Below are 24,879 nucleotides of genomic sequence, written 5' to 3' on the forward strand. Positions count from 1 at the left end.
AAACCATCAGCTCAGGGCTTCTTTGGTATCCCGCAGTCTGTTCTGCCCTGTGACTCTTTCATAAAACTCAAAACTCCCTTGTTGCTTCAGACCAAGCAACAACGGAGTTTCGTCAGATGACGTTATATGACTAAAGGGTTAGAGCTCTACAGCTTCGCGTCGAGAAGCAAGAATTGCCACATTTTCCTCAACCATCTTCTTCTTTAGTGGATAAAGGAAAAACAGTGACAAGGACACGAGGATCAGACCAACACCTGGAATGACATTCGCCAGGAAGTACACGCCATTGACGGCACTTTCAGACTGCGGGAGCCCCTGCGATGCAATAGCAGAATCAAATCCAACCCAGGCGAGAGACGCACCGATCAAGAAACCAGCAATCGCCTGGCCGAGCTTACGAGCCCATGAGTAGACCGCATAAACAGTTCCATCATCACGGTGTCCGGTACGAACTTCCTGATAGTCAATGACATCAGTAATAAAAGCCCAGACAAGGAAGTTGAACACGTTGACACAGAACATTGCGACAGCGTAGAAACCAATCCACACCGCTGCGCTTTCAATCTTCAAGAAATATGCCGCCAAGAAGATAAGGCCACCAAGGAAAGTAACAGTAATACCAACTTCAGCTTTACCGAACTTCTTCGCCAACCATGGGGACAAAACAATCAAGACCAGCGATGGCACCAAAGCAAGGAATGAAGCTGGAGATTGGAGGCGACCATCCCGGAAGTACTCCAAGAAGAGATAACCAAGCATGCCACCGACATACATGAAAGCAAGCAGCAAAATCAGAGCGGCAACAATCAAAGCCAACAGTGCACGGTTACTCAACACAGTACCAAGCATCTTGCCAAGTCCAACCCTCTCCTTTGGCGCATCTGCATTCTCAACAACGCGCTCTTCCACAAGAAGGTACAGACCTGCATAGCAAAAGACTGCCAAGATAGAGCACACTACTGCAGACCACATCATACGATCGCCGGAAATGATAGAGACTCCAGCTTCGTTGGTGACATAAACAATAAGCGGCAAAGCAGTGGAGATAACGATGTTCGCCAGGTTAGCTCCAGTGGAACGCCATGCAGAGAGATGCGAACGGTCATCAGGATTGGTGGAGATAACTGAAGCCATTGAGCCGTAAGGAATATTAATGGCGCTGTAGCAAAATGAACCCCAGAGGAAATATGTAGCAGTCATCCAGACGACCTTGGCTGTGTAAGACTCAAAGTCAGCAACAAATGACATGTACATCAGCGCAGATGCAATCGCTACAGGAATCGCGATCCACTTAACCCAACGCTTGAATTTAAAACCAGCCTTAGCGTTAGGGAAACGGTCCACGATAATACCCATGATCACATCAGTGAAGGCATCGAAAATTCGCGCAACAAGCAAAAGCGTACCTACGTGGCCAGGGTGAATGCCGACAACATTGGTATAGAACAACATGAAGAAAGTGGACTGAAGAATAAAGGTGAAGTCGTTTCCGAAATCACCAAACATATATCCAAGCTTGTCACGAAAGCCGAATGGACGAACATCACGTTCGATGGTCTTAGCCGCCGAAGCACCAATTGTGTTGGTCATGAGTGTCTCCAATTTGAGCAGAAACTGAACAGGTTGCGTTGAAATGAATTCAACCACGCATTGGTGATACATACTATCAATCACATGCCAATGTTAACTAGCCCACATCATGGTGGGGTAGTGAGTTGTTCAATGATTTAAGGTTGCAATGAAGATCTCATTCTCTAGGGCTAATGTGTAGATATTCTCCAGCCACGACACCTGCACAGATAACCTGGACATTATCCCTATATTCACACACTTCACAGAACTACTAAGTAGCTGTCAGTAAAATATGGGGGTAAGGAATCTATTGCTTTCCACGACCTGGATCACTGTAAAAATTGGGTTGTAAGACAACTGTTTGACGTCGATTCAGCCACAAAATAGAGCTTCTCGACGCCCGGCTTCTCCAATCAGTGATTTCACCGCCGTTGCCGGCTAGCAGGCCACGCTGGGCTTGCTCATCAATACCTACACAGTTCGCATAACCTACTAAGCGCAAAAAAAGAGGAGTGTAGCTAGTTGACCCCACATAATTTGTGGGGTCAACTAGCTACACTCCTCTTAGAATTTCTACACACCAGACAGCTCCTGGCAGCTGAGCTACAAGGAGCTGTCTGTGCTATCCCCTAGAAATAAAAAAGCGAGTGGGAGCACCACCCGTTACAGGTGATACCCCCACTCGCTTACCCATAGATAACAACAAAGAAAAGATCCTCACTAACCCATAGGTTAGTGAGGATCTCTCCTATCTTTTTAAGTTTTAGGTCGGCGGTAACCTACTCTCCCACACCCTCCCGAGTGCAGTACCATCAGCGTAACCAGGCTTAGCTTCCGGGTTCGAAATGGGACCGGGCGTTTCCCTGCTACTATCACCACCGACACACCTTGTGTCACACCAAACACCAACCAATAAGGTTGGTTGTGTTGTGTCAGATACTGCATAATGGACGCGAGCTTATATTCATTTGCTCTTTGTTACGTTGCGTTACACCACACACTAATCGTGTTGTGGGTGTTGTTATCGGTAAATTAGTACCAGTCACCTCCACACCTTACAGTGCTTCCAGATCTGGCCTATCAACCCCATAATCTCTAGGGAACCTCAAAAGAAACCTCATCTCGAAACAGGCTTCCCGCTTAGATGCTTTCAGCGGTTATCCCTTCCGTACGTAGCCAACCAGCCCTGCTCCTGGCGGAACAACTGGCACACCAGAGGTACGTCCGTCCCGGTCCTCTCGTACTAGGGACAGCCTTCCTTCAAGTTTCAACGCGCGCGGCGGATAGAGACCGAACTGTCTCACGACGTTCTAAACCCAGCTCGCGTGCCGCTTTAATGGGCGAACAGCCCAACCCTTGGGACCTACTCCAGCCCCAGGATGCGACGAGCCGACATCGAGGTGCCAAACCATCCCGTCGATATGGACTCTTGGGGAAGATCAGCCTGTTATCCCCGGGGTACCTTTTATCCGTTGAGCGACACCACAACCACAAGTTGGTGCCGGATCACTAGTCCCGACTTTCGTCCCTGCTCGAGCTGTCACTCTCACAGTCAAGCTCCCTTGTGCACTTACACTCACCACCTGATTACCAACCAAGCTGAGGAAACCTTTGGGCGCCTCCGTTACATTTTGGGAGGCAACCGCCCCAGTTAAACTACCCACCAGGCACTGTCCCCAACCCAGATCATGGGCCAAGGTTAGACATTCAATCCGATCAGAGTGGTATTTCACCAACGACTCACACACAACTAGCGTCACATGATCACAGTCTCCCACCTATCCTACACAAACCGAATCAAACACCAATACCAAGCTATAGTGAAGGTCCCGGGGTCTTTTCGTCCTGCCGCGCGTAACGAGCATCTTTACTCGTACTGCAATTTCACCGGGCCTGTGGTTGAGACAGCAGGGAAGTCGTTACGCCATTCGTGCAGGTCGGAACTTACCCGACAAGGAATTTCGCTACCTTAGGATGGTTATAGTTACCACCGCCGTTTACTGGGGCTTAAATTCTCAGCTTCGCCTTACGGCTAACCGGTCCTCTTAACCTTCCAGCACCGGGCAGGCGTCAGTCCGTATACATCAACTTAAACGTCTTCGCACGGACCTGTGTTTTTAGTAAACAGTCGCTTCCCTCTATTCTCTGCGACCACAACACGCTCCCAACGAAAAGTTGTTCACATATCATGGCCCCCCTTCTCCCGAAGTTACGGGGGCATTTTGCCGAGTTCCTTAACCACAGTTCACCCGAACGCCTTAGTATTCTCTACCTGACTACCTGTGTCGGTTTAGGGTACGGGCCGAATATCAACATCGCTAGAGGCTTTTCTCGACAGTACAGGATCACTCACTTCACCCACGAAGGGCTCCGCATCACGCCTCACACAAAAAACCGGCGGATTTACCAACCAGTCGTGCCACACGCTTACACCACAATCCAATAAGTGGCCAAGCTACCTCACTGCGTCACCCCATCACTTAGCTACTACCAGATCAGGTCCCACGCAACCACACACCACGACAATCAAAGATCATCTATGGGTGCTTATGGGCGGTTAGTATCACTGATTCACCATGGTCGCCAATACTCGGGTACGGGAATATCAACCCGTTATCCATCGACTACGCCTGTCGGCCTCGCCTTAGGCCCCGACTCACCCTGGGAAGATTAACTTGACCCAGGAACCCTTAGTCATCCGGCGGATACGTTTCTCACGTATCAATCGTTACTCATGCCTGCATTCTCACTCGCACACACTCCACACCCCGTCACCAGACTGCTTCAACGCGTGCACGACGCTCCCCTACCCAACAATCTTCAAAAAGATCATTGCCGCGGCTTCGGCGGTGTACTTAAGCCCCACTACATTGTCGGCGCGGAATCACTCGACCAGTGAGCTATTACGCACTCTTTCAAGGATGGCTGCTTCTAAGCCAACCTCCTGGCTGTCTTCGCGACCCCACCTCCTTTTCCACTTAGCACACCCTTAGGGGCCTTAGCCGGCGATCTGGGCTGTTTCCCTCTCGACTACGAAGCTTATCCCCCGCAGTCTCACTGCCGTGCTCTAACTTACCGGCATTCGGAGTTTGGCTGATGTCGCTAAGATTGTAGTCCCGCTAAACCATCCAGTAGCTCTACCTCCGGCAAGAAACACACGACGCTGCACCTAAATGCATTTCGGGGAGAACCAGCTATCACGGAGTTTGATTGGCCTTTCACCCCTACCCACAACTCATCCCCTCAGTTTTCAACCTAAGTGGGTTCGCGCCTCCACAACCTCTTACAGCTGCTTCACACTGGCCATGGGTAGATCACTCCGCTTCGGGTCCAAGACATGCCACTAATTCACCCTAGTTAGGATTCGGTTTCCCTACGGCTACCCCACACGGGTTAACCTCGCGACATGCCGCTGACTCGCAGGCTCATTCTTCAAAAGGCACGCCATCACACCACAAGGATGCTCTGACGGTTTGTTAGCACACGGTTTCAGGTACTATTTCACTCCCCTCCCGGGGTACTTTTCACCATTCCCTCACGGTACTAATCCGCTATCGGTCATATCAAGTATTCAGGCTTACCGGGTGGTCCCGGCTAATTCACAGCAGATTCCACGAGCCCGCTGCTACTCGGGGTATCAACAACCACACACACCACCATGATCTTCGTGTACAGGACTCTCACCTACTCCGGTAGGCGTTTCCACACCACTTCCACTAATCACGCAGCACATGCCAACATCCGGCAGAATGTTAACGCCATTGCCCCACAACCACCTACATGCAACCCCTGCCGGGTATCACACACATAAGTTTTAGCCATCATCCACGTTCGCTCGCCACTACTAACGGAATCACAATTGTTTTCTTCTCCTACGGGTACTGAGATGTTTCACTTCCCCGTGTAAACCTCCACACTGGCTATATATTCACCAGCAGGTAACCACACATTACTGCAGCTGGGTTTCCCCATTCGGACATCCTCGGATCAACGCTTAGTTGGCAGCTCCCCGAGGCATAACGCAGCCTCTCACGTCCTTCATCGGCTTGATATGCCAAGGCATCCACCGTGTGCCCTAAAAAACAACACACACAACACAAAAAACTACCAACCACACACAGTGCGATTGGCGCGTTCGGTTACACAACAAAAAAACAAAAAAATAAAGATGCTCGCGTCCACTATACAGTTCTCACACAACACAACACCACCACCAACAAACATCAATACACACTGTGTATCTCATATTTCTTGCTGATCGTATTCGATGTAGAAACAACCCACACACACTACTTACCGTAATGTTTGCGATGTCATTCCAGACACCCAACAGCATGCCACCTATTACCTAAAACTCTGTTGTCTTAGCTTTTGTCACCCTAGGGGTCATCTCCACCCGATTAATAGTGTGTTGATGGCAACCACGAACGGGTTCCAACACCAACAACCACACACACAACACACAGTGTTGCCGGTGGTTAATAAAGCTCCTTAGAAAGGAGGTGATCCAGCCGCACCTTCCGGTACGGCTACCTTGTTACGACTTCGTCCCAATCGCCGATCCCACCTTCGACAGCTCCCCCCACAAGGGTTGGGCCACTGGCTTCGGGTGTTACCAACTTTCATGACGTGACGGGCGGTGTGTACAAGGCCCGGGAACGTATTCACCGCAGCGTTGCTGATCTGCGATTACTAGCGACTCCGACTTCATGGGGTCGAGTTGCAGACCCCAATCCGAACTGAGGCCGGCTTTAAGAGATTAGCTCCACCTTACGGTGTGGCAACTCGCTGTACCGACCATTGTAGCATGTGTGAAGCCCTGGACATAAGGGGCATGATGATTTGACGTCATCCCCACCTTCCTCCGAGTTAACCCCGGCAGTCTCTCATGAGTACCCACCATAACGTGCTGGCAACATAAGACAAGGGTTGCGCTCGTTGCGGGACTTAACCCAACATCTCACGACACGAGCTGACGACAACCATGCACCACCTGTGAACCGACCACAAGGGAAAACGTATCTCTACGCCGATCCGGTCCATGTCAAGCCCAGGTAAGGTTCTTCGCGTTGCATCGAATTAATCCACATGCTCCGCCGCTTGTGCGGGCCCCCGTCAATTCCTTTGAGTTTTAGCCTTGCGGCCGTACTCCCCAGGCGGGGCGCTTAATGCGTTAGCTGCGGCACAGAAGACGTGGAAGTCCCCTACACCTAGCGCCCACCGTTTACGGCATGGACTACCAGGGTATCTAATCCTGTTCGCTACCCATGCTTTCGCTCCTCAGCGTCAGTTACTGCCCAGAGACCTGCCTTCGCCATTGGTGTTCCTCCTGATATCTGCGCATTTCACCGCTACACCAGGAATTCCAGTCTCCCCTACAGCACTCAAGTTATGCCCGTATCGCCTGCACGCCCGAAGTTAAGCCTCGGGATTTCACAGACGACGTGACAAACCACCTACGAGCTCTTTACGCCCAGTAATTCCGGACAACGCTCGCACCCTACGTATTACCGCGGCTGCTGGCACGTAGTTAGCCGGTGCTTCTTCTCCAGGTACCGTCAAAATACATCTTCGTCCCTAGCGAAAGGAGTTTACAACCCGAAGGCCTTCATCCCCCACGCGGCGTCGCTGCATCAGGCTTTCGCCCATTGTGCAAGATTCCCCACTGCTGCCTCCCGTAGGAGTCTGGGCCGTGTCTCAGTCCCAATGTGGCCGTACACCCTCTCAGGCCGGCTACCCGTCGACGCCTTGGTAGGCCATTACCCCACCAACAAGCTGATAGGCCGCAGGCTCATCCCACACCGCAAAAGCTTTCCACACCTTCCCTACGAAGATGTGAATATTCGGTATTAGACCCAGTTTCCCAGGCTTATCCCAAAGTGCAGGGCAGATCACCCACGTGTTACTCACCCGTTCGCCACTCATCCACCGAAGCAAGCTCCAGTTTCAGCGTTCGACTTGCATGTGTTAAGCACGCCGCCAGCGTTCGTCCTGAGCCAGGATCAAACTCTCCACAAAAATGAAAAACATTTTTAGGCCGTGAAAAGCCCAAACCTGACAAAAAACAACAACAACCACCCACACACAGTGCGACTAGTTGTAGCTGACATTTCATCAAAAAATTAATGATTACCCACACCCACAACGTGGGCATGGAAGATATATGGGCCTCTTCCCTTGACGGGGAACAAGAAGACCCACAAAAAATAATCATGCCAACAAAATTTACACACCCACCACCGAAATGATGACTATGCTTTATTTACAGTGATGGATACAATTGGCAATCCACCACCCGGCATGACCCACAACCAAAAACACTGTTTCCGGTTGTAGTGACAAATAAAATAAATGGCACACTATTGAGTTCTCAAACAACATACGCACACCCCAAGTGCATAACCTCTGTTTAGGAGTTCATGTCTTGTTGGCAGCTTGATCGACTTTACCCTCATCGTTAACCAGAAAGCAACTTGCGTTACATCCTCGAAAACTTTTCAGAAGTCTTTCAACACTCGTTCACCCGAAGCTCTAAAGCCCGGCCCGTTGCGCTGACTCGAATAAATCTACACAGCACCTTCAACAAGCACAAACCCCCAGTTCAACGACTGTTTCACTGGGGGCAGGCTGGTTAATATTTAAAATTTAAGAAGAAACTCTTTCAATGGTGGCACCAAGCTTCTGTAGGTTTTCCACGAAATTGGGGTATCCGCGATCAATATGGAAGACGTCATGCACTTCAGTAACTCCATCAGCACACAGTGCAGCAAGCACCAGCCCAGCTCCTGCACGAATATCTGAAGACCACACCGATGTAGAAGAGAGTTGTTCAATTCCTCGAATCACAACATGGTGTCCATCTACATTGGCATCCGCCCCAAGACGAAGCATTTCATCAACAAAGCGGAATCGGGATTCAAAAACATTCTCTGTAATAACAGAGGTGCCGTTTGCTACTGCGTTGATCCCAATAGCCATTGGCTGCAAGTCAGTAGGAAAGCCTGGGAAAGGCAGAGTTTGGTAATCCGTTGCCTCAGGTTGCTTATCCATCTGTACGCGGAAGCCGTTTTCATAGGACTCCACTTTCGCTCCAGCAATCTTGAGCTTTTCAAGTGGAAGGTGCAGGTACTTTGGCGCAATTCCGCCGACAGTAATATCTCCGCCAGTCATGGCTGCTGCGTAGGCCCAGGTTCCTGCAACAATGCGGTCACCAATTACTTCATGGGAAGTCGGAGTGAGCTTTTCCACTCCATCGATGGTGATCGTTGGGCTACCTTCGCCTTCGATTTTCGCACCCATGGAACGCAGCATGCGGCAAAGATCCACAATTTCAGGTTCGCGAGCAGCATTATCTAAGACAGTGCGCCCCTCTGCCATTACTGAAGCAGTAAGGATATTTTCGGTTGCACCAACAGATGGGAAGTCTAGGGTGATATTCGCGCCGATGAGATGGTCAGCTTCAGCAACAACGGCTCCGTGGGAAATTCGAGTGGTAGCGCCGAGCTTCTCCAGACCACTTTGATGCATATCCAATGGACGGGAACCAATGGCATCTCCACCAGGCAAAGAAACCACTGCTCTGCCACAACGTGCAGTCAGAGGACCCAAAACACACACAGATGCACGGAATTGGGTGACAGCTGGGAAGTCCGCATTAGAACTGAGTTCTGCTGGGGTGTTAATGATGACAGTTGGACCGTCAATCGTTACTTCGCAGCCAAGACCCACCAGAACATCACGCATAAGCGGGACATCGAGAATTTCGGGGCAGTTGGTCAGCGTTGTTGTGCCCTCAACGAGAAGTGCTGCTGCCATCAGCTTCAATACGCTATTTTTTGCTCCATCGACTTTTACAGCGCCCTGTAGTCGAGCTCCACCAGTGACTAAAAACTTGTCTTTCACGTGCCCCACCTTAACCGTGTTCACCACCTCGGTGCGTAACGAGCGCTAAAGTCTGTGGTTATGGCCGTTCATTTAACAAAGATCTACACGCGAACCGGGGACGATGGGACCACCGGACTCTCTAATTTTGAGCGCGTTTCAAAAGATGATCCCCGATTGATTGCTTATGCAGATTCAGATGAAGCGAATTGCGCTCTGGGTCAGGTGCTAGCCTTGGGCAATCCAAGTGAAGATATGGCAACAGTGTTGCGCTCAATTCAAAATGATCTTTTTGATGTCGGTGCTGATCTAGCCACACCGATCGAAGAAAACCCAAAATATCCCCCACTTCGCGTTTTGCCGGAGTACATCGAACGACTGGAAAAGGAATGCGATAGATGGAACGAGGATGTACCAGCACTGGACTCCTTCATCCTGCCGGGCGGAGCTCCCGCAGCAGCACTGTTACATACCGCGAGAGTGGTCACCAGGCGCGCGGAGCGCGCAGCGTGGGTGGCGGTCCGAGAATTTCCGAACACCACCTCTACGTTGCCGGCTCAGTACTTAAATCGACTTAGTGATCTGCTCTTTATCCTTTCACGCGTCGCCAATAATGGCGATGATGTGAAATGGGTTCCTGGCGGTCAGCGATAAAAACCACCCTGCACCGAAATGTTTCGGTGCAGGGTGGCGTCGATAAGCATTAATTTTTAAGGCAAAGCGCCGATGCGGCGTGCGGCATTGACTGCCTCGTAGCGCGTGTGGGCGCCGAGCTTACGCATGACTGAGCGCAGGTAACTCTTCACGGTTTCTGCTCCGATGCCCATTTCTTCAGCAGCTTCGACATTGGTATGTCCGAGTGCAACACAAGCCAAAACATCAAGCTCGCGTGCGGACAGCTTCGTCGTCTGCTTGATGCGGACTGGAGTGACCATCTGATCGCACAGTTCTTCCAAATCGCGACGAAGCTCTTCATCAGTGACGCGGTTGGCCAGCATCCGAAGCTTAGAGTGAGTTGAGCGAACCTGCTCCCACTCCGCGCCATTCATCACGCGGTTTGCTTTCAAGGAACCGCGTCCATCTGGAACGCCATTACGACGAAGCGCAGAGTTGATCGCAAGGTTTTGCTCCAACGTGCGAGCGGTCATGGTGACTTCTTCAATCACGGTGTCACCAAGGCGTACTGCAGAGTGCACGCCAACATATAAAACGCCACGAATTTCGCGATGCACGATAACCGGAACGGCCACAATAGAATGCAGCCCCTCATCCTGGATCGCAGTATCCTTTTCATGCGAAATAACATTTGCCCTGGTGTAATCACTAACACCAACCGGGCGGCGCGTTGCCACAACACGTCCACCTACGCCGACGCCAGGCTCAATAATCAGATTTTGAAGAGCCGGGGTACGCAAACCAACCCACTGAGTTATTTGCAGACGATTGTCCTGCAAGACAGTGGCGAACATGGTGACTGGGATGCCTGTTGCGGTTTTCAGCGATGTCAGCGCCGAACGAATAGCATCTTCGTCATCTTTAATCCGCTGAGTATCCACCTTCAGATTTCCTCCTGCTTTACACCCGTGCTGGTACACCCATTGAGTGCTTCACGAGTAACAATCATTCGACAAGGGTACAGTGTACCTCCCCTTTGGGGGTGATCATAGTTGAGTCAAATCGCCATTATGTTGACAACTATGCCTACTTACTTTGCTTTTCGGGGGTATTCAAATAAGTTCCCCACCCCTCATACCGCACCCCCGAGACTTCAACCACCCCCAATGAGGTACTTAATCTGCAGTTCACAATGGTTTTGCAGAAAATCTCAAATCCCTGCCCGGTTAGCCCCTCCTCAACACACCCGCCACCCCCATCTGTGGTGGGGGGATATCTTAAGTTTGCTGAAATAAGTGTCATAGAACACTAATTTACCTACGGAAAAGGTGAAATTATTGGGCGCAACTGCCAAATCTTTAAGATTTTTCCACCAGGTCATACATTTAAAAAGATGCTTTTCGACGCCTCCCCACACAGGCCACCCTTCCGGGAAAAATATTCATTCCGCACAAATGCCCTCACCTGCAAAAACTGCCTGTCTACAAAAAATGAACAGCACTGTCTATTTTTTGAGTTGCTTTTTGTGTAGACTCATCTCACAGGGGCTACTTTTTCAAAATGGCAGTCCAACTAAATTTAAAATAATCATTGATTGGAGCACTCCCCCATGGGCAACGTGTACAAGAACATCACCGAAACAATCGGCCGCACCCCACTGGTAAAGCTGAACAAGCTCACCGAAGGCCTTGACGCAACCATCTTGGTTAAACTTGAGTCCTTCAACCCAGCAAACTCCGTCAAGGACCGCATCGGCCTTGCCATCATTGAAGCTGCAGAGCAGTCCGGTGAACTAAAGCCAGGCGGCACCATCGTTGAGGCAACTTCCGGCAACACCGGTATTGCATTGGCAATGGTTGGCGCTGCCCGCGGCTATAACGTTGTTCTCACCATGCCTGAGACCATGTCAAACGAGCGTCGCGTTCTCCTCCGTGCCTACGGTGCAGAAATCGTCCTCACCCCAGGCGCTGCAGGAATGCAGGGAGCTAAGGATAAGGCTGACGAAATCGTCGCAGAGCGCGGAAACGCTATCCTGGCTCGTCAGTTTGAAAACGAAGCAAACCCAAAGATCCACCGTGAAACCACCGCGAAGGAAATCCTCGAAGACACCGACGGCAACGTTGACATTTTCGTTGCTGGCTTCGGCACCGGCGGCACCGTCACCGGCGTTGGCCAGGTCCTCAAGGAGAACAACGCAGACGTTCAGATTTACACCGTCGAGCCAGAGGCTTCCCCACTGCTTACCGCAGGCAAGGCTGGCCCACACAAGATTCAGGGCATCGGCGCTAACTTCATCCCTGAGGTTCTAGACCGCAAGGTTCTCGATGACGTGCTGACCATCTCCAACGAAGATGCAATCGCATACTCCCGCAAGCTCGCTACTGACGAAGGCATCCTGGGCGGCATCTCCACCGGTGCAAACATCAAGGCTGCCCTTGATCTTGCTGCAAAGCCAGAGAACGCTGGCAAGACCATCGTTACTGTTGTCACCGACTTCGGCGAGCGCTACGTCTCCACCGTTCTTTACGAAGATATCCGCGACTAATTCCTCGCCCCCAAACACCCAAGCTTCCCCGCTTGGGTGTTTTTCATATGCACTAATCATGTGAATATTTCTCTGCCGAGTTTCCACTCGCTCAATAGACACGCTGTTAGACTTGCCTGCATGCTCTCGACTCTGAAAATGATCCGCGAAGATCTCGCAAACGCCCGTGAACACGATCCAGCGGCCCGAGGCGATTTAGAAAACGCCGTAGTTTATTCCGGCCTCCACGCCATTTGGGCGCACCGAGTCGCACACAGCTGGTGGAAATCAGGATTCCGCGGCCCTGCTCGTGTTTTAGCCCAATTCACTCGCTTTCTTACTGGCATTGAAATCCACCCTGGAGCAACCATCGGCAGACGTTTTTTCATTGATCACGGCATGGGCATCGTTATTGGCGAAACCGCAGAAATCGGCGAAGGAGTCATGCTCTACCACGGTGTTACTCTCGGTGGTCAGGTTCTGACCCAAACAAAGCGTCACCCAACGCTGTGCGACAACGTTACTGTCGGCGCCGGCGCAAAAATTTTAGGACCTATCACCATCGGAGAAGGCTCCGCCATTGGCGCCAATGCAGTTGTTACCAAAGATGTTCCATCTGAACACATTGCTGTCGGTATTCCTGCTGTAGCAAGGCCTCGCGGCAAATCTGAAAAGATTAAGCTCGTTGATCCCGATTACTACATCTAGAAGATCTTAGAAATAAATCACACTGCCAACGACAAGCTTTGGCAGTGTGATTTTATTTTCCCCAAATGCCACGGGGAGATGTCGAAAAGCTAATTTTTTAGATCTTTGTACTCAGGGTTTTTCTGGATAAAACCAGCAACCGCAGAACACGCATCATGGATGCGAATGCCGGACTCCCTGGCGTCATCCAAGGCAAACTTAATCAGTGGAGCCGACAAACCCTGTCCGCGAAATTCAGGCTTAATGACAGTGTGGTTAAAATTGCGGATATCCGATCCGTCTAAATAACTGGCGAAACCCGCCGGGGTGCCATCAACACTAATAACAAAACGCTTCTGCCCCGCATTGTGGGTGACCTCGATGTTCGTGTTCTCACTCATGAGTATTCTCCTCGGTATCTCTCATCCCAATTAAAGCAACCGGGACTACTCTTCCTTTATACCTTTTGAACACAAAGACACCCCGTTTTATTTCTTAGGAAATAAAACGGGGTGTAGATGGTGGCCAGAGCCGGGATCGAACCGGCGACCTTTCACTTTTCAGGCGAACGCTCTACCGACTGAGCTATCTGGCCAGGGGCTAACCTACATTGTAGACTAACTCCAGCGACCCTGACGGGACTTGAACCCGCGACCTCCGCCGTGACAGGGCGGCGCGCTAACCAACTGCGCCACAGGGCCTTAAAGCAGTACGTTGTTCAGCGTTTGTCACACTGTCCTGCGTACAGATGAATACTCTACACAGACACATTGATTAGCCACAAATCCGCAGGTCATTCCATAAAATCAAGGCCAATAATTACAAAGCTGCAACTACCTCTCGCATCAGCTTCGCAGTTTCACTTGGCGTTGTACCAACTCGTACCCCTACGGCTTCCAGAGCAAGCTTCTTTGCCTGCGCTGTACCTTCAGAACCAGTCACGATAGCTCCAGCGTGCCCCATTGTCTTCCCCTCAGGCGCAGTAAAGCCCGCAACATAACCCACCACAGGTTTAGTGACATGCGAGGAAATAAACTCCGCAGCTCGCTCTTCTGCATCACCACCAATTTCACCGATCATGACAATCGCCTTGGTCTCAGGATCCGCTTCAAACGCCTCCAACGCGTCAATATGCGTGGTGCCAATAATTGGATCGCCGCCAATACCAATGGCCGTTGAAATACCAATATCAGAAAGCTCATACATCATTTGATACGTCAGAGTTCCAGACTTAGAAATCAACCCGATCGGGCCAGAACCTGCGATATTCGCAGGAGTAATTCCTGCAAGCGATTCACCCGGAGTAATAATTCCTGGACAGTTCGGGCCAATGATACGAGTATGTCCCACCTTTTTGGCATAAGCCCACGCTTCTGAAGCATCACGAATAGGAATGCCCTCAGTAATAATCACACACAAAGGAATATGTGCATCAATCGCTTCAATGATCGCTGCTTTGGCAAAAGCCGGTGGCACAAAAATAACCGTCACATCAGCCCCAGTTTTTGCCATTGCTTCTTCCACTGTGCCAAATACTGGCAGCTCTGTGTCATTAATAAGAATGGTTTGCCCAGCCTTACGAGGATTAGTACCTCCAACAAGCTTCGCACCAGACGCGAGAATGCGGCGCGCATGCTCCGAGCCTTCAGAACCAGTAATGCCCTGAATGATGATGCGTGAATCAGAGTTAAGAAAAATAGACATGATTAAACAGATATCCCTTGACTAGTTAGCGGTTGCGAATTGATCATGCTCGGCCAAATTAGCTAAATGCGCCGCACGATCAGCCGCAGCATCCATACCATCAACCACTGTGACCAGCGGATGATCATATTCCGCCAAAATGCGACGCCCTTCAAACACATTATTTCCATCAAGACGCACCACGAGAGGCTTCGTTGCTTGATCGCCAAGCACATCCAAGGCTCCAATGATTCCTCGTGCCACAACATCACACGCAGTAATGCCACCAAACACATTTACAAACACACTGCGCACCTGGCGATCCCCCAGAATCACATCCAAACCAGCCGCCATTGATTCTGCTGAGGCCCCGCCTCCAATATCAAGGAAGTTCGCCGGACGTTGCCCTCCATGACGCTCACCCGCTGCAGCGACAATATCCAATGTAGACATCACCAAACCAGCACCATTACCAATAATGCCGACAGAACCATCCAACTTCACATAGTTCAGGTCATTCTTCTTGGCTTTTAGCTCCAAAATATCCAAACCACCAGCAGATTCAGCCAATGCACCACGGTTTATATGGCGAAAATCAGCATTATCATCCAACGTGATCTTTCCATCCAAAGCGATCACATCACCGGCATCAGTAAGAACTAAAGGATTCACCTCAACAAGTGTTGCCTCTTCCTCGTAATAAACCTTCCAGATCTTCATCAACACTGGAATGACCTTCTCAGCCACATCCGCTTCAAAACCAGCCTTAGAGACAATTTCTCGCGCTTTATCTTCATCAATGCCAGTCAGGGGATCCACTTCAACCTTGGCCAACGCCTCCGGCTTTTCCTTAGCTAAAATTTCAATCTCCATGCCACCCTCCACAGAGCACATGGCTAAATAAGAACGATTCGCACGATCCAACAAAATAGAAAAATAGTATTCCTCAGCAATATCAGCACCTTCTGCAACCATCACGTGATCAACAGTGTGCCCCTTGATATCCATGCCAAGAATTGCCTCAGCTGCATCAAAAGCCTGAGCTGCCGTAGGAGCCACCCGAACTCCACCGGCTTTACCACGACCTCCCACCTTCACTTGAGCTTTCACAACAGTCAGACCACCAATTTCCTCGGCGGCTTTCCGTACAGTCTCTGGAGTTGAAGCCACAATGCCTTTCAGCACTGGCACGCCATGAGATTCAAAGAGGTCTCGTGCTTGGTATTCAAAAAGATCCACTGCCAATTCCATTTCTGGCCCCACGCGATGAGAGCCTTCTGCATCTTGAACAAAGCTTCCACACGCCCACTTTAAGTGCTTTAACTCACTGATGTGAACATATTGTGAAGTCTAACACTGTAAACTTTGCAAACTACAACAAAACTTAATTTTCAGTGTTCAAGGCCCCTTAATTGAAAACTTTTCCGCAGAAATCTCCAGGAAAGGCTGCCCTGCAAGTGAGCTCTTGAGAGATTGATCCAGCAACTCATCCTGAAGTTCGACTTCCCATGGTCGACTTCAGTAGGATTTTTCAGATTTTCATAGTGAAGTCGTTGATGAGGAGTTGAGCATGAGAAGTCGTCTCCGCGAAGTCGAACTTTAAGCCCTTTCCCCCAAGGCCCGCACTCTAAGTTCGAGATCCCGTTAACGAGCTCTCACTGACAATTTCGCATACTCGAGATCAGTCTCTTTTTTACTTAAAAACCGAGCGGTCTCGAACCATGAAACCGCAAAAACTCTGCAGGACCCCCCAAGTTATATATCCCAGAGTCCCTCAACCCCATACCTCGGAAAACCTGGACCAAGGGTCCTTAAGCCGAAAACCTCAAAGAATCTCTATAGGAAATAAAAAACAGAGGTTGTACAATTTCTTAAAGAAAAAGTACAACCTCTGTAATCACATTGCTGCGACCCTGACGGGACTTGAACCCGCGACCTCCGCCGTGACAGGGCGGCGCGCTAACCAACTGCGCCACAGGGCCTCATTTGCAGCATTCACTGCTACTTCCTTTGGGGAAGTAGTACTCCCAACGGGATTCGAACCCGTGTCGCTGCCGTGAAAGGGCAGTGTCCTAGGCCCCTAGACGATGGGAGCTCGTCGCTCTCGGCGACTGGATATAAATATACGTGACTTCTTCAGATCTGCAAAATCGCGCGTTGACCTGCATGTTTAAACACTAAGACCTGAATTAGTCACGAATAACTTAAGCGCAGGTGCCGTCGGTTGAGCAGCTTTGACCATCAATCACTTTGAATGGGCTCGCTGGGTTCTCTGCGGACCATTCCTCAAATGCTTTTTCGATGGTTCCGGAGAATACTTCTGATTGCTGCGCTCCGTTGATGGCGTACTTGCGGTCGAAAACGAAGAAAGGGACACCTTGTACTCCGAGTTGACGTGCTTCCAAGACATCTTGTTCAACTTCTGCATTGAAAGCACCTGATTCCAGAGCTTCACGTGCTGCTGCACCATCTAGGCCAACCGCAGTAGCAATTTCAACCAAGGCATCTAGATCATCAATGTTTTTGCCATCCACGAAGTGTGCTTTAAAAAGTGCTTGAGTCAGTTCCTGTTGTTTGTCTTGTGCTTTTGCAAAGTGCGTCAGGCGGTGGGCATTGACGGTGTTCGCTGCAATAGATGAATCTGGGTGCATCTCAAGGCCGGCAGAATTCGCCATTGCCTTAACTTGTTCATTCATTTGGCGCGCTTGTTCCAAGGGCATGCCTTTTGCTTCTGAGAGCATTTCGGTACTGGAACGCAGTGGATGGGTTTCTAGGCCGGGCATGAGTTCGAAACTCTTGTACTCAACATCAATGCGGTCGGACTGTGTAAAAGTATTTAAGACATCATCGAGGCGCTTTTTGCCGATATAGCAAAAGGGGCACATGATGTCGCTCCACACTTCAATTTTCATTTTTGCTGGTGCAGTGAATTCTATAGTCATGATGTTGGGGACCTCGTTAGTTTTGAAAGATAGGAAAGTTCTACTCCCCCATCTCAACCACCACTAGCGCCTAACTATTCCGCGCAACAATGCTTCTAACAGTGTCAATCATGGTGCTAAAGCCAGGTTCTTCTATAGGGAAATGCCCGCAATCTTTGAGCATGACCACTTCGCTTGTGGCAGGTATCCGCTTGAAAGTGCGCAGACTTAACTCAGCAGGGGTTAATTTATCGTGGTCTGGATGCATCAACGTGAGTGCGGGAGCGCCACCGAGCTTTGGTTTGTGCTGTAAATAGGATGCAAGAAAGCCCCAGGTTATTTTGGATGCGCCGCTGTGTTCATCGGCGGCGCATAATTTGCTCAAGCCTGGACTGCGACTGATTTTATTGAAGTTAACCACCCTCGACGTCGAGACTTCACGGTTGCGCAGAGATCCCTGGATCAAACGTGTAAGTGGAGAGAATCTAAATAGGGCCCGGCGCGTTTTTTGGTCTGCGGGATTTAAGAGGCAGGTTACGATGACATGCGATACCAATCCGGTGCGGCTGGCGGCTTCTGCACTGAGTAGTCCACCTGTGCCGGCGCCTATAAGGATGAGTGGCCTGCCGTCGTTTTCGGAAGTGATGAAAGCTTCTAGAAGGCGCAGCCAATCGTCGTAAAGCGGAGTTTTAGGCAGGTCAATCGCGGCCAGGTCCGCGCCTTCTATGGCTGCGACGAGGGGCCAGAGGGCACCGCTGTGCGTACCAAGGCCGTGTACCACGATGACACGGACGGGCGCTTCTCGACGTCTCCTTGCGATGTGAATCCGTTTCGATTCCCATTCCCACCAGGTGTTTTCAGGTTGAATACCTGTACGGTGCTTCAGGGGCACGAAGGCTTCATAAGGGTTCGTCATGCTCCCAACCTAACAAAAACAAAAATCCCCCGTTCAGTGTAATTACTCTGAACGGGGGATCATTTGTGGGCCCATCGGGACTCGAACCCGAGACCTGCGGATTAAAAGTCCGTAGCTCTACCAACTGAGCTATAGGCCCAACTCTGACCATATTAGTACATAGCACCCAGCTATTTAAAATCGCCCTTCATTAATCTCAAAAAGGTGACTTGAACTGGTTATATAAGAAAGAACCGCCGTGTCTCTTATTGCGAGATGGCGGTTCTTCATTACAGATCCAAAAGCTTAAGCCTTCATGGAGCCGTTCTTTGCCAGGTTGATGTGGAAATCAAAGGCAGTTGCAAGGTCATGAGGGGTCTGCATGAACTTGTTGTCGCCGGAGGTTGCGCGTGCGTAGTACTCCTCGAGCAGTGGACGGTAATCAGGGTGTGCCAGGCCGATCATCTTGGCGACGCGTTCGCGTGGAGCTAGACCACGAAGGTCTGCGAAGCCGTACTCAGAGATAACAACCATGACATCGTGCTCAGTGTGGTCGATGTGGGATGCGAAAGGAACGATAGCGGAGATCGCGCCGCCCTTTGCCTCTGAAGGGGTGATGAAGCTAGAGATGTAGCCGTTACGAGTGAAGTCGCCGGAGCCTCCGATGCCGTTCATGACACGGGAGCCGGAAACGTTGGTGGAGTTAACGTTGCCGTAGATATCAGCCTCGATAAGGCCGTTAGTAGCGATCAGACCAACGCGACGGATGACCTCTGGGTGGTTAGAGATCTGCTGTGGGCGCAGGATGATCGACTCGCGGTAGCGCTTTGCCTCGTTGTTCATCTTCTCTGCGTACTCAGGAGACAGGGAGAAGGAAGTAGCGGATGCAACAGTCATCTTGCCAGCGTCGATGAGATCAACCATGCCATCCTGGATGACTTCGGTGTAGGCCTGGATGTTTTCAAACTTGGAATCCAGAAGGCCAGCCATCACAGCGTTTGGTACGTTGCCCACGCCGGACTGCATGACGTAACCGTCGTAGGTCAAACGGCCTGCAGAAACTTCGCTTTCCAGGAAGTCGAGGAAGTTGCCTGCAATCTGCTTGGAGATGTCATCGACAGGCTTGAAAGGTGCGTTACGGTCTGGAGTATCGGTCTCCACGATTGCAACAACCTTGTCGGTGTCGAATTCGATATATGGGACACCAATACGGTCGCCGGCCTTGTTGATTGGCACTGCAATACGGTTTGGCAATGAAGGTACAGACCAAATATCATGCATGCCCTCAAGGTCTGCAGACTGCCAGGAGTTAACCTCCAGGATGACCTTTTCCGCTGCGTTTAGCCACTCAACGTTGTTACCAACAGAGGAAGAAGGGATAATGTAGCCCTCTTCGGTGATACGAGTGACTTCGATGACTGCAACGTTGAGCTTGCCGAAGAAACCTTCTTCTACCTGCTGACCGGAGTGGGAAAGGTGGATATCAGAGTAACCCATCTTTCCTTCGTTGATCTTGCTACGCATGATTGGATCGGACGCGTAAGGCATACGCCAACGAATTGCGTCAGCTTCAGCTAGGACGCCATCGCAATCAGGTGCGGTGGAAGCGCCAGTGAACAAATCAATTGCGTAGTCGTTGCCTGCACCGTGAGCATCTTTTGCACGGTTAGCGATTGCTGTCGGCAGAGCCTTAGGGTAGCCAGCGCCAGTAAAGCCGGACATGCCGACCTTGTCACCGTGGTTAACGAACTGTGCTGCTTCTTCGGCAGACATGACCTTCGAGCGCAGCTTCGCTGAAGCAATGCGATCAGACATTCAGTACCTCCTCAGGTAATCGGACTACTTCATAGAAATACTCCGCACTACAAAGCCCGAGGTTCACGTTGAAAGATTCGCCTTGGGCAGGAATAATGCGGACCTTTTCAAAGTCCGACGAGATTAATTATCGCAGTTCACATCATGGCTTCTAGGTATGACCAACTACTCTAGTTAGATCACTTCCAATAGAAGCATATGACGTACCCCACTTTGATGTTGTATTTCCAGGATAAACCATGATGGCAGTAAAAGCCCGAGTGACGTCCCTGACATGGGGATTCGCATTCCCGTTTACCCCCATTTTCGTGTTTGGTTTGTTTTGCAAGCTTTTCAAAATTCTAGAAATTCCCCACTCCCCCACATGCTAAATTCCGTCTACTAGACAACTTCCTACCTAAACCCCTCACGCCACAATCCAATCTGGAAAGCACTCTCCCCCACATTTCCGGGTAAATATTTTGCCCAAACCAGCATGCGGGGGACAATGATAGGGTGACTTTAAAAATCGGCCCCTTTGATCTTGCTTCCCCTGTGATTCTTGCCCCCATGGCAGGAGTTACTAACGTTGCGTTCCGCACGCTGTGCCGTGAACAAGAAATGCAGCGCACGGGCACAATTTCGGGGCTGTATGTCTGTGAAATGGTGACTGCGCGAGCACTCGTTGAGCGCAATGAAAAAACCATGCACATGACCATTTTTGCGCCGGATGAAAATCCGCGCAGTCTGCAGCTTTATACAGTTGACCCTCGTTACACCTACGAAGCAGCCAAAATGATCATCGATGAGAATCTGGCAGATCATATTGATATGAACTTCGGCTGCCCAGTTCCAAAGGTCACGCGCCGGGGTGGCGGTTCCGCCATTCCTTATAAACGCCGACTTTTTGAAAACATTGTTTCCGCGGCCGTCAAAGCCACTGAAGGCACAGACATTCCGGTTACAGTGAAATTCCGCGTGGGTATCGATGATGAGCACCACACGCACTTGGATGCTGGACGGATTGCTGTCGACGCCGGTGCAAAGTCCGTAGCACTTCACGCTCGCACCGCAGCGCAGCGTTATTCCGGTGAAGCTGATTGGAATGAGATTGCTCGCCTCAAAGAACACCTTGCTGACACCGGCATCCCAGTTCTAGGCAACGGCGATATTTTCGCTGCGGAGGACGCCACTCGCATGATGGAACAAACTGGCTGCGACGGCGTCGTAGTTGGCCGTGGTTGTTTGGGTCGACCTTGGCTATTCGCAGAGCTCTCTGCAGCTGTCCGCGGTAAGGAAATCCCTGAAGAGCCAACCTTCGGCGAAGTTACCCGTATCATTCTGCGCCATGCTGAACTTCTTATTCAGCACGATGGCGAAACCAAGGGCATCCGCGATTTGCGTAAGCACATGGGTTGGTATCTGCGCGGATTCCCAGTAGGCGGAGAATTCCGCTCCAACCTGGCGCGCGTATCCACCTATGTCGAATTGGAAGATCTTTTGGCCCCGTGGTCAAATTCCACAGCAAAAGCCGAAGATGCTGAAGGTGCACGCGGCCGTCAGGGCGCTCCAGCAAAGGTAGCTCTTCCTGATGGATGGTTGGATGATCCAGAGGATGCCACGGTGCCTGAAGGCGCCGAGATGGAGAACTCCGGCGGATAACCTGCACCCCTTGATAGTTGGCTCTCCCCCATTATTAGGTGATTAAACGTTACCTGGATCTCTCAACCTGCGGAACGGTTCAGAGCGTCTTATAGTATTTCCATGCGTACGGCCTATAGACAGCAACTAGATGAATTCGCACACGACCTGATTATTTTGTGTGATCTAACTAAGGAATGCATGGAGAGCGCCACCGATGCTCTCTTGCGTACTTCTTTGGCTTCTGCAGAAAAAGCTTTGGGTGTCGCCGATCAGCTTGATGAAATCCGCCTTCGGTGTGAATCTCAGGCTGTTGAGCTGCTGGCTCTAGAAACCCCTGTGGCACGCGACCTCCGCCAGGTTGTTTCCTCTATCTACATCGTGGAGGAAATCACTCGCATGGGCGCTCTAGCCATGCATGTGGCTAATTCTGTCCGCCGTCGTTATCCGGATCCGGTTATTCCTGAAGAGATGCGTGGCTATTTCAAGGAAATGGCTCGTATTACTTCCGATATGACTGATCACATTCGCCAGATTCTGATCAATCCAGAACCAGATCTTGCACTTAAGATGGCTGAAAGCGATGATGCCATCGATGATCTTCATCAGCACATCATGCGTGTACTTACACTCCGACCGTGGCCACACAGCACGAAAAGTGCTGTCGATCTCACTTTGCTGTCTCGCTTTTATGAGCGCTACGCCGATCACACCGTCAATGTTGCAGCGCGCATCATCTATCTATCCACTGGGCTACACCCGGAGGAATATTTGCAAAAGCGCGAGCAGCAGGAGGCCGAGGAAGATATGGAAAAGCGCTGGGCAGCGCTCGAGCGGCAGTTCCGCTCAAGCAGTGATTAAAGCCTTGCTTATCGACGAAAAAAGCCACTCCCCTTTGGCGGGTAGTGGCTTTAATTCTTCTTCGATTTATCCGAAGCGTCCGGAGATGTAATCTTCGGTTTCCTTCTGATCTGGGTTTTCGAAGATCTTCTTGGTTGCACCGATCTCAACCAGGCGACCCGGCTTACCGGTTGCTTCCAGTGAGTAGAACGCGGTCTGATCAGATACACGTGCAGCCTGCTGCATGTTGTGAGTCACAATAACGATGGTGAACTCTTCCTTCAGCTCGTGGATAAGATCTTCCACAGCCAAAGTAGAAATTGGGTCAAGTGCGGAGCAAGGCTCATCCATGAGGAGGATTTCTGGCTCCACTGCGATCGCACGTGCGATGCACAGACGCTGTTGCTGTCCACCGGACAGGCCACCGCCTGGCTTATCTAGACGGTCCTTCACTTCTTCCCAAAGGTTTGCGCCGCGCAGAGACTTTTCAGCAACTTCTTTGAGCTTCTTCTTGTTCTTCTCACCGGAAAGCTTCAGTCCTGCAACCACGTTGTCTTCGATGGACATGGTTGGGAATGGGTTGGCCTTCTGGAAGACCATGCCGATGGTGTTTCGGACTGCTACTGGGTCAACCTTGGAACCGTAGATGTTCTCGCCATCGAGAAGGATCTCGCCCTTCACGTATGCACCTGGGGTGACCTCGTGCATGCGGTTGATGGAACGCAGCACGGTGGACTTGCCACAGCCGGATGGTCCGATGAATGCGGTGACTGAGCGCGCTGGAACTTCGAGGTTCACATTCTGCACTGCGTGGAAATCACCGTAGAAGATGTTGACATCATTGAGTTTGAGCTTTGACATCGCGTTAAATACTCCTGTGTTATTTTCTGAGATTGTTATTGCTTGACAGAGAACTTGGCGGAGATAATTCGCGCGCCAATGTTGAGGACGGCAATGATGAGCACCAGGGTGAGGGCTGCGCCCCACAGCTTATCCAGTGTTGCTGGTGCGGTGCCGGCCTTGTACATATCAAGCATCATCAGTGGAAGGGAAGCCTGTGGGCCAGCGAATGGGTTCCAGTTGATGGCCTGGGAAGAACCAACCAGGACTAGAACTGGTGCAGATTCACCCATGACGCGAGCAACAGCGAGCATGACGCCGGTGACGATACCGGACAGCGCGGTAGGAAGAACGATCTTAGCGATGGTCTTCCACTTTGGCACGCCCAGCGCATAGGATGCTTCGCGCAGATCCTGCGGAACAACACGGAGCATTTCTTCAGTGTTTCGGATGATCACTGGAACCATCAGAATAACCAAGGACAGTGATACTGCGAAGCCAGAGCGATCGAAGCCGAAGAGCACAATCCACAGAGAGTAAACGAACAGTGCAGCAACGATGGATGGCACACCGGTGAGGATGTCCACCATGAAGGTGGTCAAACGGCCGAGGCGGTTACCGTTGGAGTATTCCACAAGATAGATCGCGGTGAAGATACCGATTGGGATGGAGACCACTGAGGTAACCACTGCCTGCATGAAGGTACCGATCATCGCGTGGGCAGCGCCACCTCCTGGCAGCATCAGCATGACGCCAGCCTGGGATGTGGTCCACCAATCAGCGGTGAGGATTGGGGCAAGACCCCGAGCAATAACAGTCCACAGTACCCACACCAAGGGAACCGCTGCGAGAGCCATAGCACCATAGATGATGACAGTTGCAGCAGTGTCGGTGGATTTACGGCGAGATGAGATATCAGTAAAAGCAGAGCCCTTCTTCAATGGCTCATCCATACGCGGAGTAACAACGTTGTTAGTCATGTTTTA

Annotated in this window: 16 protein-coding genes, 5 tRNA genes and 3 rRNA genes; 5 read left to right on the forward strand and 19 right to left on the reverse strand. The window is 50.8% G+C overall.

The features are described from left to right. Nucleotides 1–138 precede the first annotated feature (138 nt). The 5 genes from ccrud_RS11485 to murA all read right to left on the reverse strand — a co-directional run bounded on the left by ccrud_RS11485 (nucleotide 139) and on the right by murA (nucleotide 9,474). Nucleotides 139–1,590 (reverse strand): MFS transporter, encoded by a 1,452-nt coding sequence (locus ccrud_RS11485; RefSeq protein WP_066567795.1) that lies wholly within the window; start codon nucleotides 1,588–1,590, stop codon nucleotides 139–141. 748 nt (nucleotides 1,591–2,338) lie between these two features. Next, nucleotides 2,339–2,455 (reverse strand): 5S ribosomal RNA (gene rrf / locus ccrud_RS11490). Nucleotides 2,456–2,584: 129 nt separating this feature from the next. Further along, nucleotides 2,585–5,662, reverse strand: a 23S ribosomal RNA gene (locus ccrud_RS11495). A 405-nt stretch (nucleotides 5,663–6,067) separates the two neighbouring features. Next, nucleotides 6,068–7,590: ribosomal RNA gene (locus ccrud_RS11500) — 16S ribosomal RNA — on the reverse strand. The 16S, 23S and 5S rRNA genes sit together here, the layout of an rRNA operon. A gap of 627 nt (nucleotides 7,591–8,217) precedes the next feature. Continuing rightward, nucleotides 8,218–9,474, reverse strand: coding sequence for a UDP-N-acetylglucosamine 1-carboxyvinyltransferase (murA, locus tag ccrud_RS11505; protein ID WP_066567796.1), 1,257 nt, complete (start codon nucleotides 9,472–9,474; stop codon nucleotides 8,218–8,220). Nucleotides 9,475–9,534: 60 nt separating this feature from the next. Between murA and ccrud_RS11510 the strand changes: the two genes are divergently transcribed. After that, nucleotides 9,535–10,107 carry a cob(I)yrinic acid a,c-diamide adenosyltransferase gene (locus ccrud_RS11510; RefSeq protein WP_066567798.1) on the forward strand — a complete coding sequence of 191 codons (573 nt, stop codon included), beginning with the start codon at nucleotides 9,535–9,537 and terminating at the stop codon, nucleotides 10,105–10,107. A 56-nt stretch (nucleotides 10,108–10,163) separates the two neighbouring features. Here the strand turns inward: ccrud_RS11510 and ramA are convergent, their stop codons facing one another. Then, nucleotides 10,164–11,009, reverse strand: coding sequence for an acetate metabolism transcriptional regulator RamA (gene ramA, locus ccrud_RS11515; RefSeq protein WP_066567801.1), 846 nt, complete (start codon nucleotides 11,007–11,009; stop codon nucleotides 10,164–10,166). A gap of 668 nt (nucleotides 11,010–11,677) precedes the next feature. Here ramA and cysK point away from each other — a divergent pair. Together cysK and epsC are read left to right on the forward strand one after the other, a co-directional pair. Further along, nucleotides 11,678–12,613 carry a cysteine synthase A gene (cysK, locus tag ccrud_RS11520; protein ID WP_066567803.1) on the forward strand — a complete coding sequence of 312 codons (936 nt, stop codon included), beginning with the start codon at nucleotides 11,678–11,680 and terminating at the stop codon, nucleotides 12,611–12,613. Between the two features lie 120 nt (nucleotides 12,614–12,733). After that, nucleotides 12,734–13,300 (forward strand): serine O-acetyltransferase EpsC, encoded by a 567-nt coding sequence (gene epsC / locus ccrud_RS11525; RefSeq protein ID WP_066567804.1) that lies wholly within the window; start codon nucleotides 12,734–12,736, stop codon nucleotides 13,298–13,300. 89 nt (nucleotides 13,301–13,389) lie between these two features. Here the strand turns inward: epsC and ccrud_RS11530 are convergent, their stop codons facing one another. The 11 genes from ccrud_RS11530 to scpC all read right to left on the reverse strand — a co-directional run bounded on the left by ccrud_RS11530 (nucleotide 13,390) and on the right by scpC (nucleotide 20,593). Then, nucleotides 13,390–13,680: a GNAT family N-acetyltransferase gene (locus ccrud_RS11530; RefSeq protein ID WP_066567806.1), complete on the reverse strand. Its 291-nt coding sequence runs from the start codon at nucleotides 13,678–13,680 to the stop codon at nucleotides 13,390–13,392. 118 nt (nucleotides 13,681–13,798) lie between these two features. Continuing rightward, nucleotides 13,799–13,874: transfer RNA gene (locus ccrud_RS11535), tRNA-Phe, on the reverse strand. Between the two features lie 32 nt (nucleotides 13,875–13,906). Next, a tRNA-Asp gene (locus ccrud_RS11540) sits at nucleotides 13,907–13,980 on the reverse strand. A 118-nt stretch (nucleotides 13,981–14,098) separates the two neighbouring features. Beyond that, on the reverse strand, nucleotides 14,099–14,983 hold the full coding sequence (sucD, locus tag ccrud_RS11545) for a succinate--CoA ligase subunit alpha (protein WP_066567809.1): 885 nt from the start codon (nucleotides 14,981–14,983) through the stop codon (nucleotides 14,099–14,101). 21 nt (nucleotides 14,984–15,004) lie between these two features. Next, on the reverse strand, nucleotides 15,005–16,201 hold the full coding sequence (sucC, locus tag ccrud_RS11550) for an ADP-forming succinate--CoA ligase subunit beta (protein ID WP_066569907.1): 1,197 nt from the start codon (nucleotides 16,199–16,201) through the stop codon (nucleotides 15,005–15,007). Between the two features lie 669 nt (nucleotides 16,202–16,870). Next, nucleotides 16,871–16,944: transfer RNA gene (locus ccrud_RS11555), tRNA-Asp, on the reverse strand. Between the two features lie 40 nt (nucleotides 16,945–16,984). Further along, a tRNA-Glu gene (locus tag ccrud_RS11560) sits at nucleotides 16,985–17,057 on the reverse strand. Between the two features lie 109 nt (nucleotides 17,058–17,166). Continuing rightward, nucleotides 17,167–17,904: a DsbA family oxidoreductase gene (locus tag ccrud_RS11565; protein ID WP_066567814.1), complete on the reverse strand. Its 738-nt coding sequence runs from the start codon at nucleotides 17,902–17,904 to the stop codon at nucleotides 17,167–17,169. A 70-nt stretch (nucleotides 17,905–17,974) separates the two neighbouring features. Next, nucleotides 17,975–18,799 carry an alpha/beta hydrolase gene (locus ccrud_RS11570; RefSeq protein WP_066567823.1) on the reverse strand — a complete coding sequence of 275 codons (825 nt, stop codon included), beginning with the start codon at nucleotides 18,797–18,799 and terminating at the stop codon, nucleotides 17,975–17,977. A gap of 66 nt (nucleotides 18,800–18,865) precedes the next feature. After that, nucleotides 18,866–18,938: transfer RNA gene (locus ccrud_RS11575), tRNA-Lys, on the reverse strand. A 146-nt stretch (nucleotides 18,939–19,084) separates the two neighbouring features. Next, entirely contained in the window at nucleotides 19,085–20,593 is a 1,509-nt protein-coding gene (scpC, locus tag ccrud_RS11580; RefSeq protein WP_066567825.1) for a succinyl-CoA:acetate CoA-transferase ScpC, read from the reverse strand. A gap of 495 nt (nucleotides 20,594–21,088) precedes the next feature. On the opposite strand from scpC, the gene dusB reads away from it, so the two are divergent. Continuing rightward, nucleotides 21,089–22,234 carry a tRNA dihydrouridine synthase DusB gene (gene dusB, locus ccrud_RS11585; protein ID WP_066567828.1) on the forward strand — a complete coding sequence of 382 codons (1,146 nt, stop codon included), beginning with the start codon at nucleotides 21,089–21,091 and terminating at the stop codon, nucleotides 22,232–22,234. Nucleotides 22,235–22,336: 102 nt separating this feature from the next. Beyond that, nucleotides 22,337–23,074 (forward strand): phosphate signaling complex protein PhoU, encoded by a 738-nt coding sequence (gene phoU, locus ccrud_RS11590; RefSeq protein ID WP_066567831.1) that lies wholly within the window; start codon nucleotides 22,337–22,339, stop codon nucleotides 23,072–23,074. Nucleotides 23,075–23,140: 66 nt separating this feature from the next. Here the strand turns inward: phoU and pstB are convergent, their stop codons facing one another. Both pstB and pstA read right to left on the reverse strand, forming a co-directional pair. Next, nucleotides 23,141–23,914 carry a phosphate ABC transporter ATP-binding protein PstB gene (pstB, locus tag ccrud_RS11595; RefSeq protein ID WP_066567834.1) on the reverse strand — a complete coding sequence of 258 codons (774 nt, stop codon included), beginning with the start codon at nucleotides 23,912–23,914 and terminating at the stop codon, nucleotides 23,141–23,143. A gap of 35 nt (nucleotides 23,915–23,949) precedes the next feature. Then, on the reverse strand, nucleotides 23,950–24,873 hold the full coding sequence (gene pstA, locus ccrud_RS11600) for a phosphate ABC transporter permease PstA (protein ID WP_066567835.1): 924 nt from the start codon (nucleotides 24,871–24,873) through the stop codon (nucleotides 23,950–23,952). Between the last annotated feature and the right edge of the window lie 6 nt (nucleotides 24,874–24,879).

The sequence above is a fragment of the Corynebacterium crudilactis genome, assembly GCF_001643015.1.
Lineage (GTDB): Bacteria > Actinomycetota > Actinomycetes > Mycobacteriales > Mycobacteriaceae > Corynebacterium > Corynebacterium crudilactis.

What these genes read in the sequence shown, in the direction of transcription:
- ccrud_RS11485 (WP_066567795.1), bottom strand. Translation starts at nt 1,590, where the DNA reads ATGACCAACACAATTGGTGCTTCGGCGGCTAAGACCATCGAACGTGAT.
- ccrud_RS11510 (WP_066567798.1), top strand. Translation starts at nt 9,535, where the DNA reads ATGGCCGTTCATTTAACAAAGATCTACACGCGAACCGGGGACGATGGG.
- cysK (WP_066567803.1), top strand. Translation starts at nt 11,678, where the DNA reads ATGGGCAACGTGTACAAGAACATCACCGAAACAATCGGCCGCACCCCA.
- epsC (WP_066567804.1), top strand. Translation starts at nt 12,734, where the DNA reads ATGCTCTCGACTCTGAAAATGATCCGCGAAGATCTCGCAAACGCCCGT.
- ccrud_RS11530 (WP_066567806.1), bottom strand. Translation starts at nt 13,680, where the DNA reads ATGAGTGAGAACACGAACATCGAGGTCACCCACAATGCGGGGCAGAAG.
- sucD (WP_066567809.1), bottom strand. Translation starts at nt 14,983, where the DNA reads ATGTCTATTTTTCTTAACTCTGATTCACGCATCATCATTCAGGGCATT.
- ccrud_RS11565 (WP_066567814.1), bottom strand. Translation starts at nt 17,904, where the DNA reads ATGACTATAGAATTCACTGCACCAGCAAAAATGAAAATTGAAGTGTGG.
- ccrud_RS11570 (WP_066567823.1), bottom strand. Translation starts at nt 18,799, where the DNA reads ATGACGAACCCTTATGAAGCCTTCGTGCCCCTGAAGCACCGTACAGGT.
- scpC (WP_066567825.1), bottom strand. Translation starts at nt 20,593, where the DNA reads ATGTCTGATCGCATTGCTTCAGCGAAGCTGCGCTCGAAGGTCATGTCT.
- phoU (WP_066567831.1), top strand. Translation starts at nt 22,337, where the DNA reads ATGCGTACGGCCTATAGACAGCAACTAGATGAATTCGCACACGACCTG.
- pstB (WP_066567834.1), bottom strand. Translation starts at nt 23,914, where the DNA reads ATGTCAAAGCTCAAACTCAATGATGTCAACATCTTCTACGGTGATTTC.
- pstA (WP_066567835.1), bottom strand. Translation starts at nt 24,873, where the DNA reads ATGACTAACAACGTTGTTACTCCGCGTATGGATGAGCCATTGAAGAAG.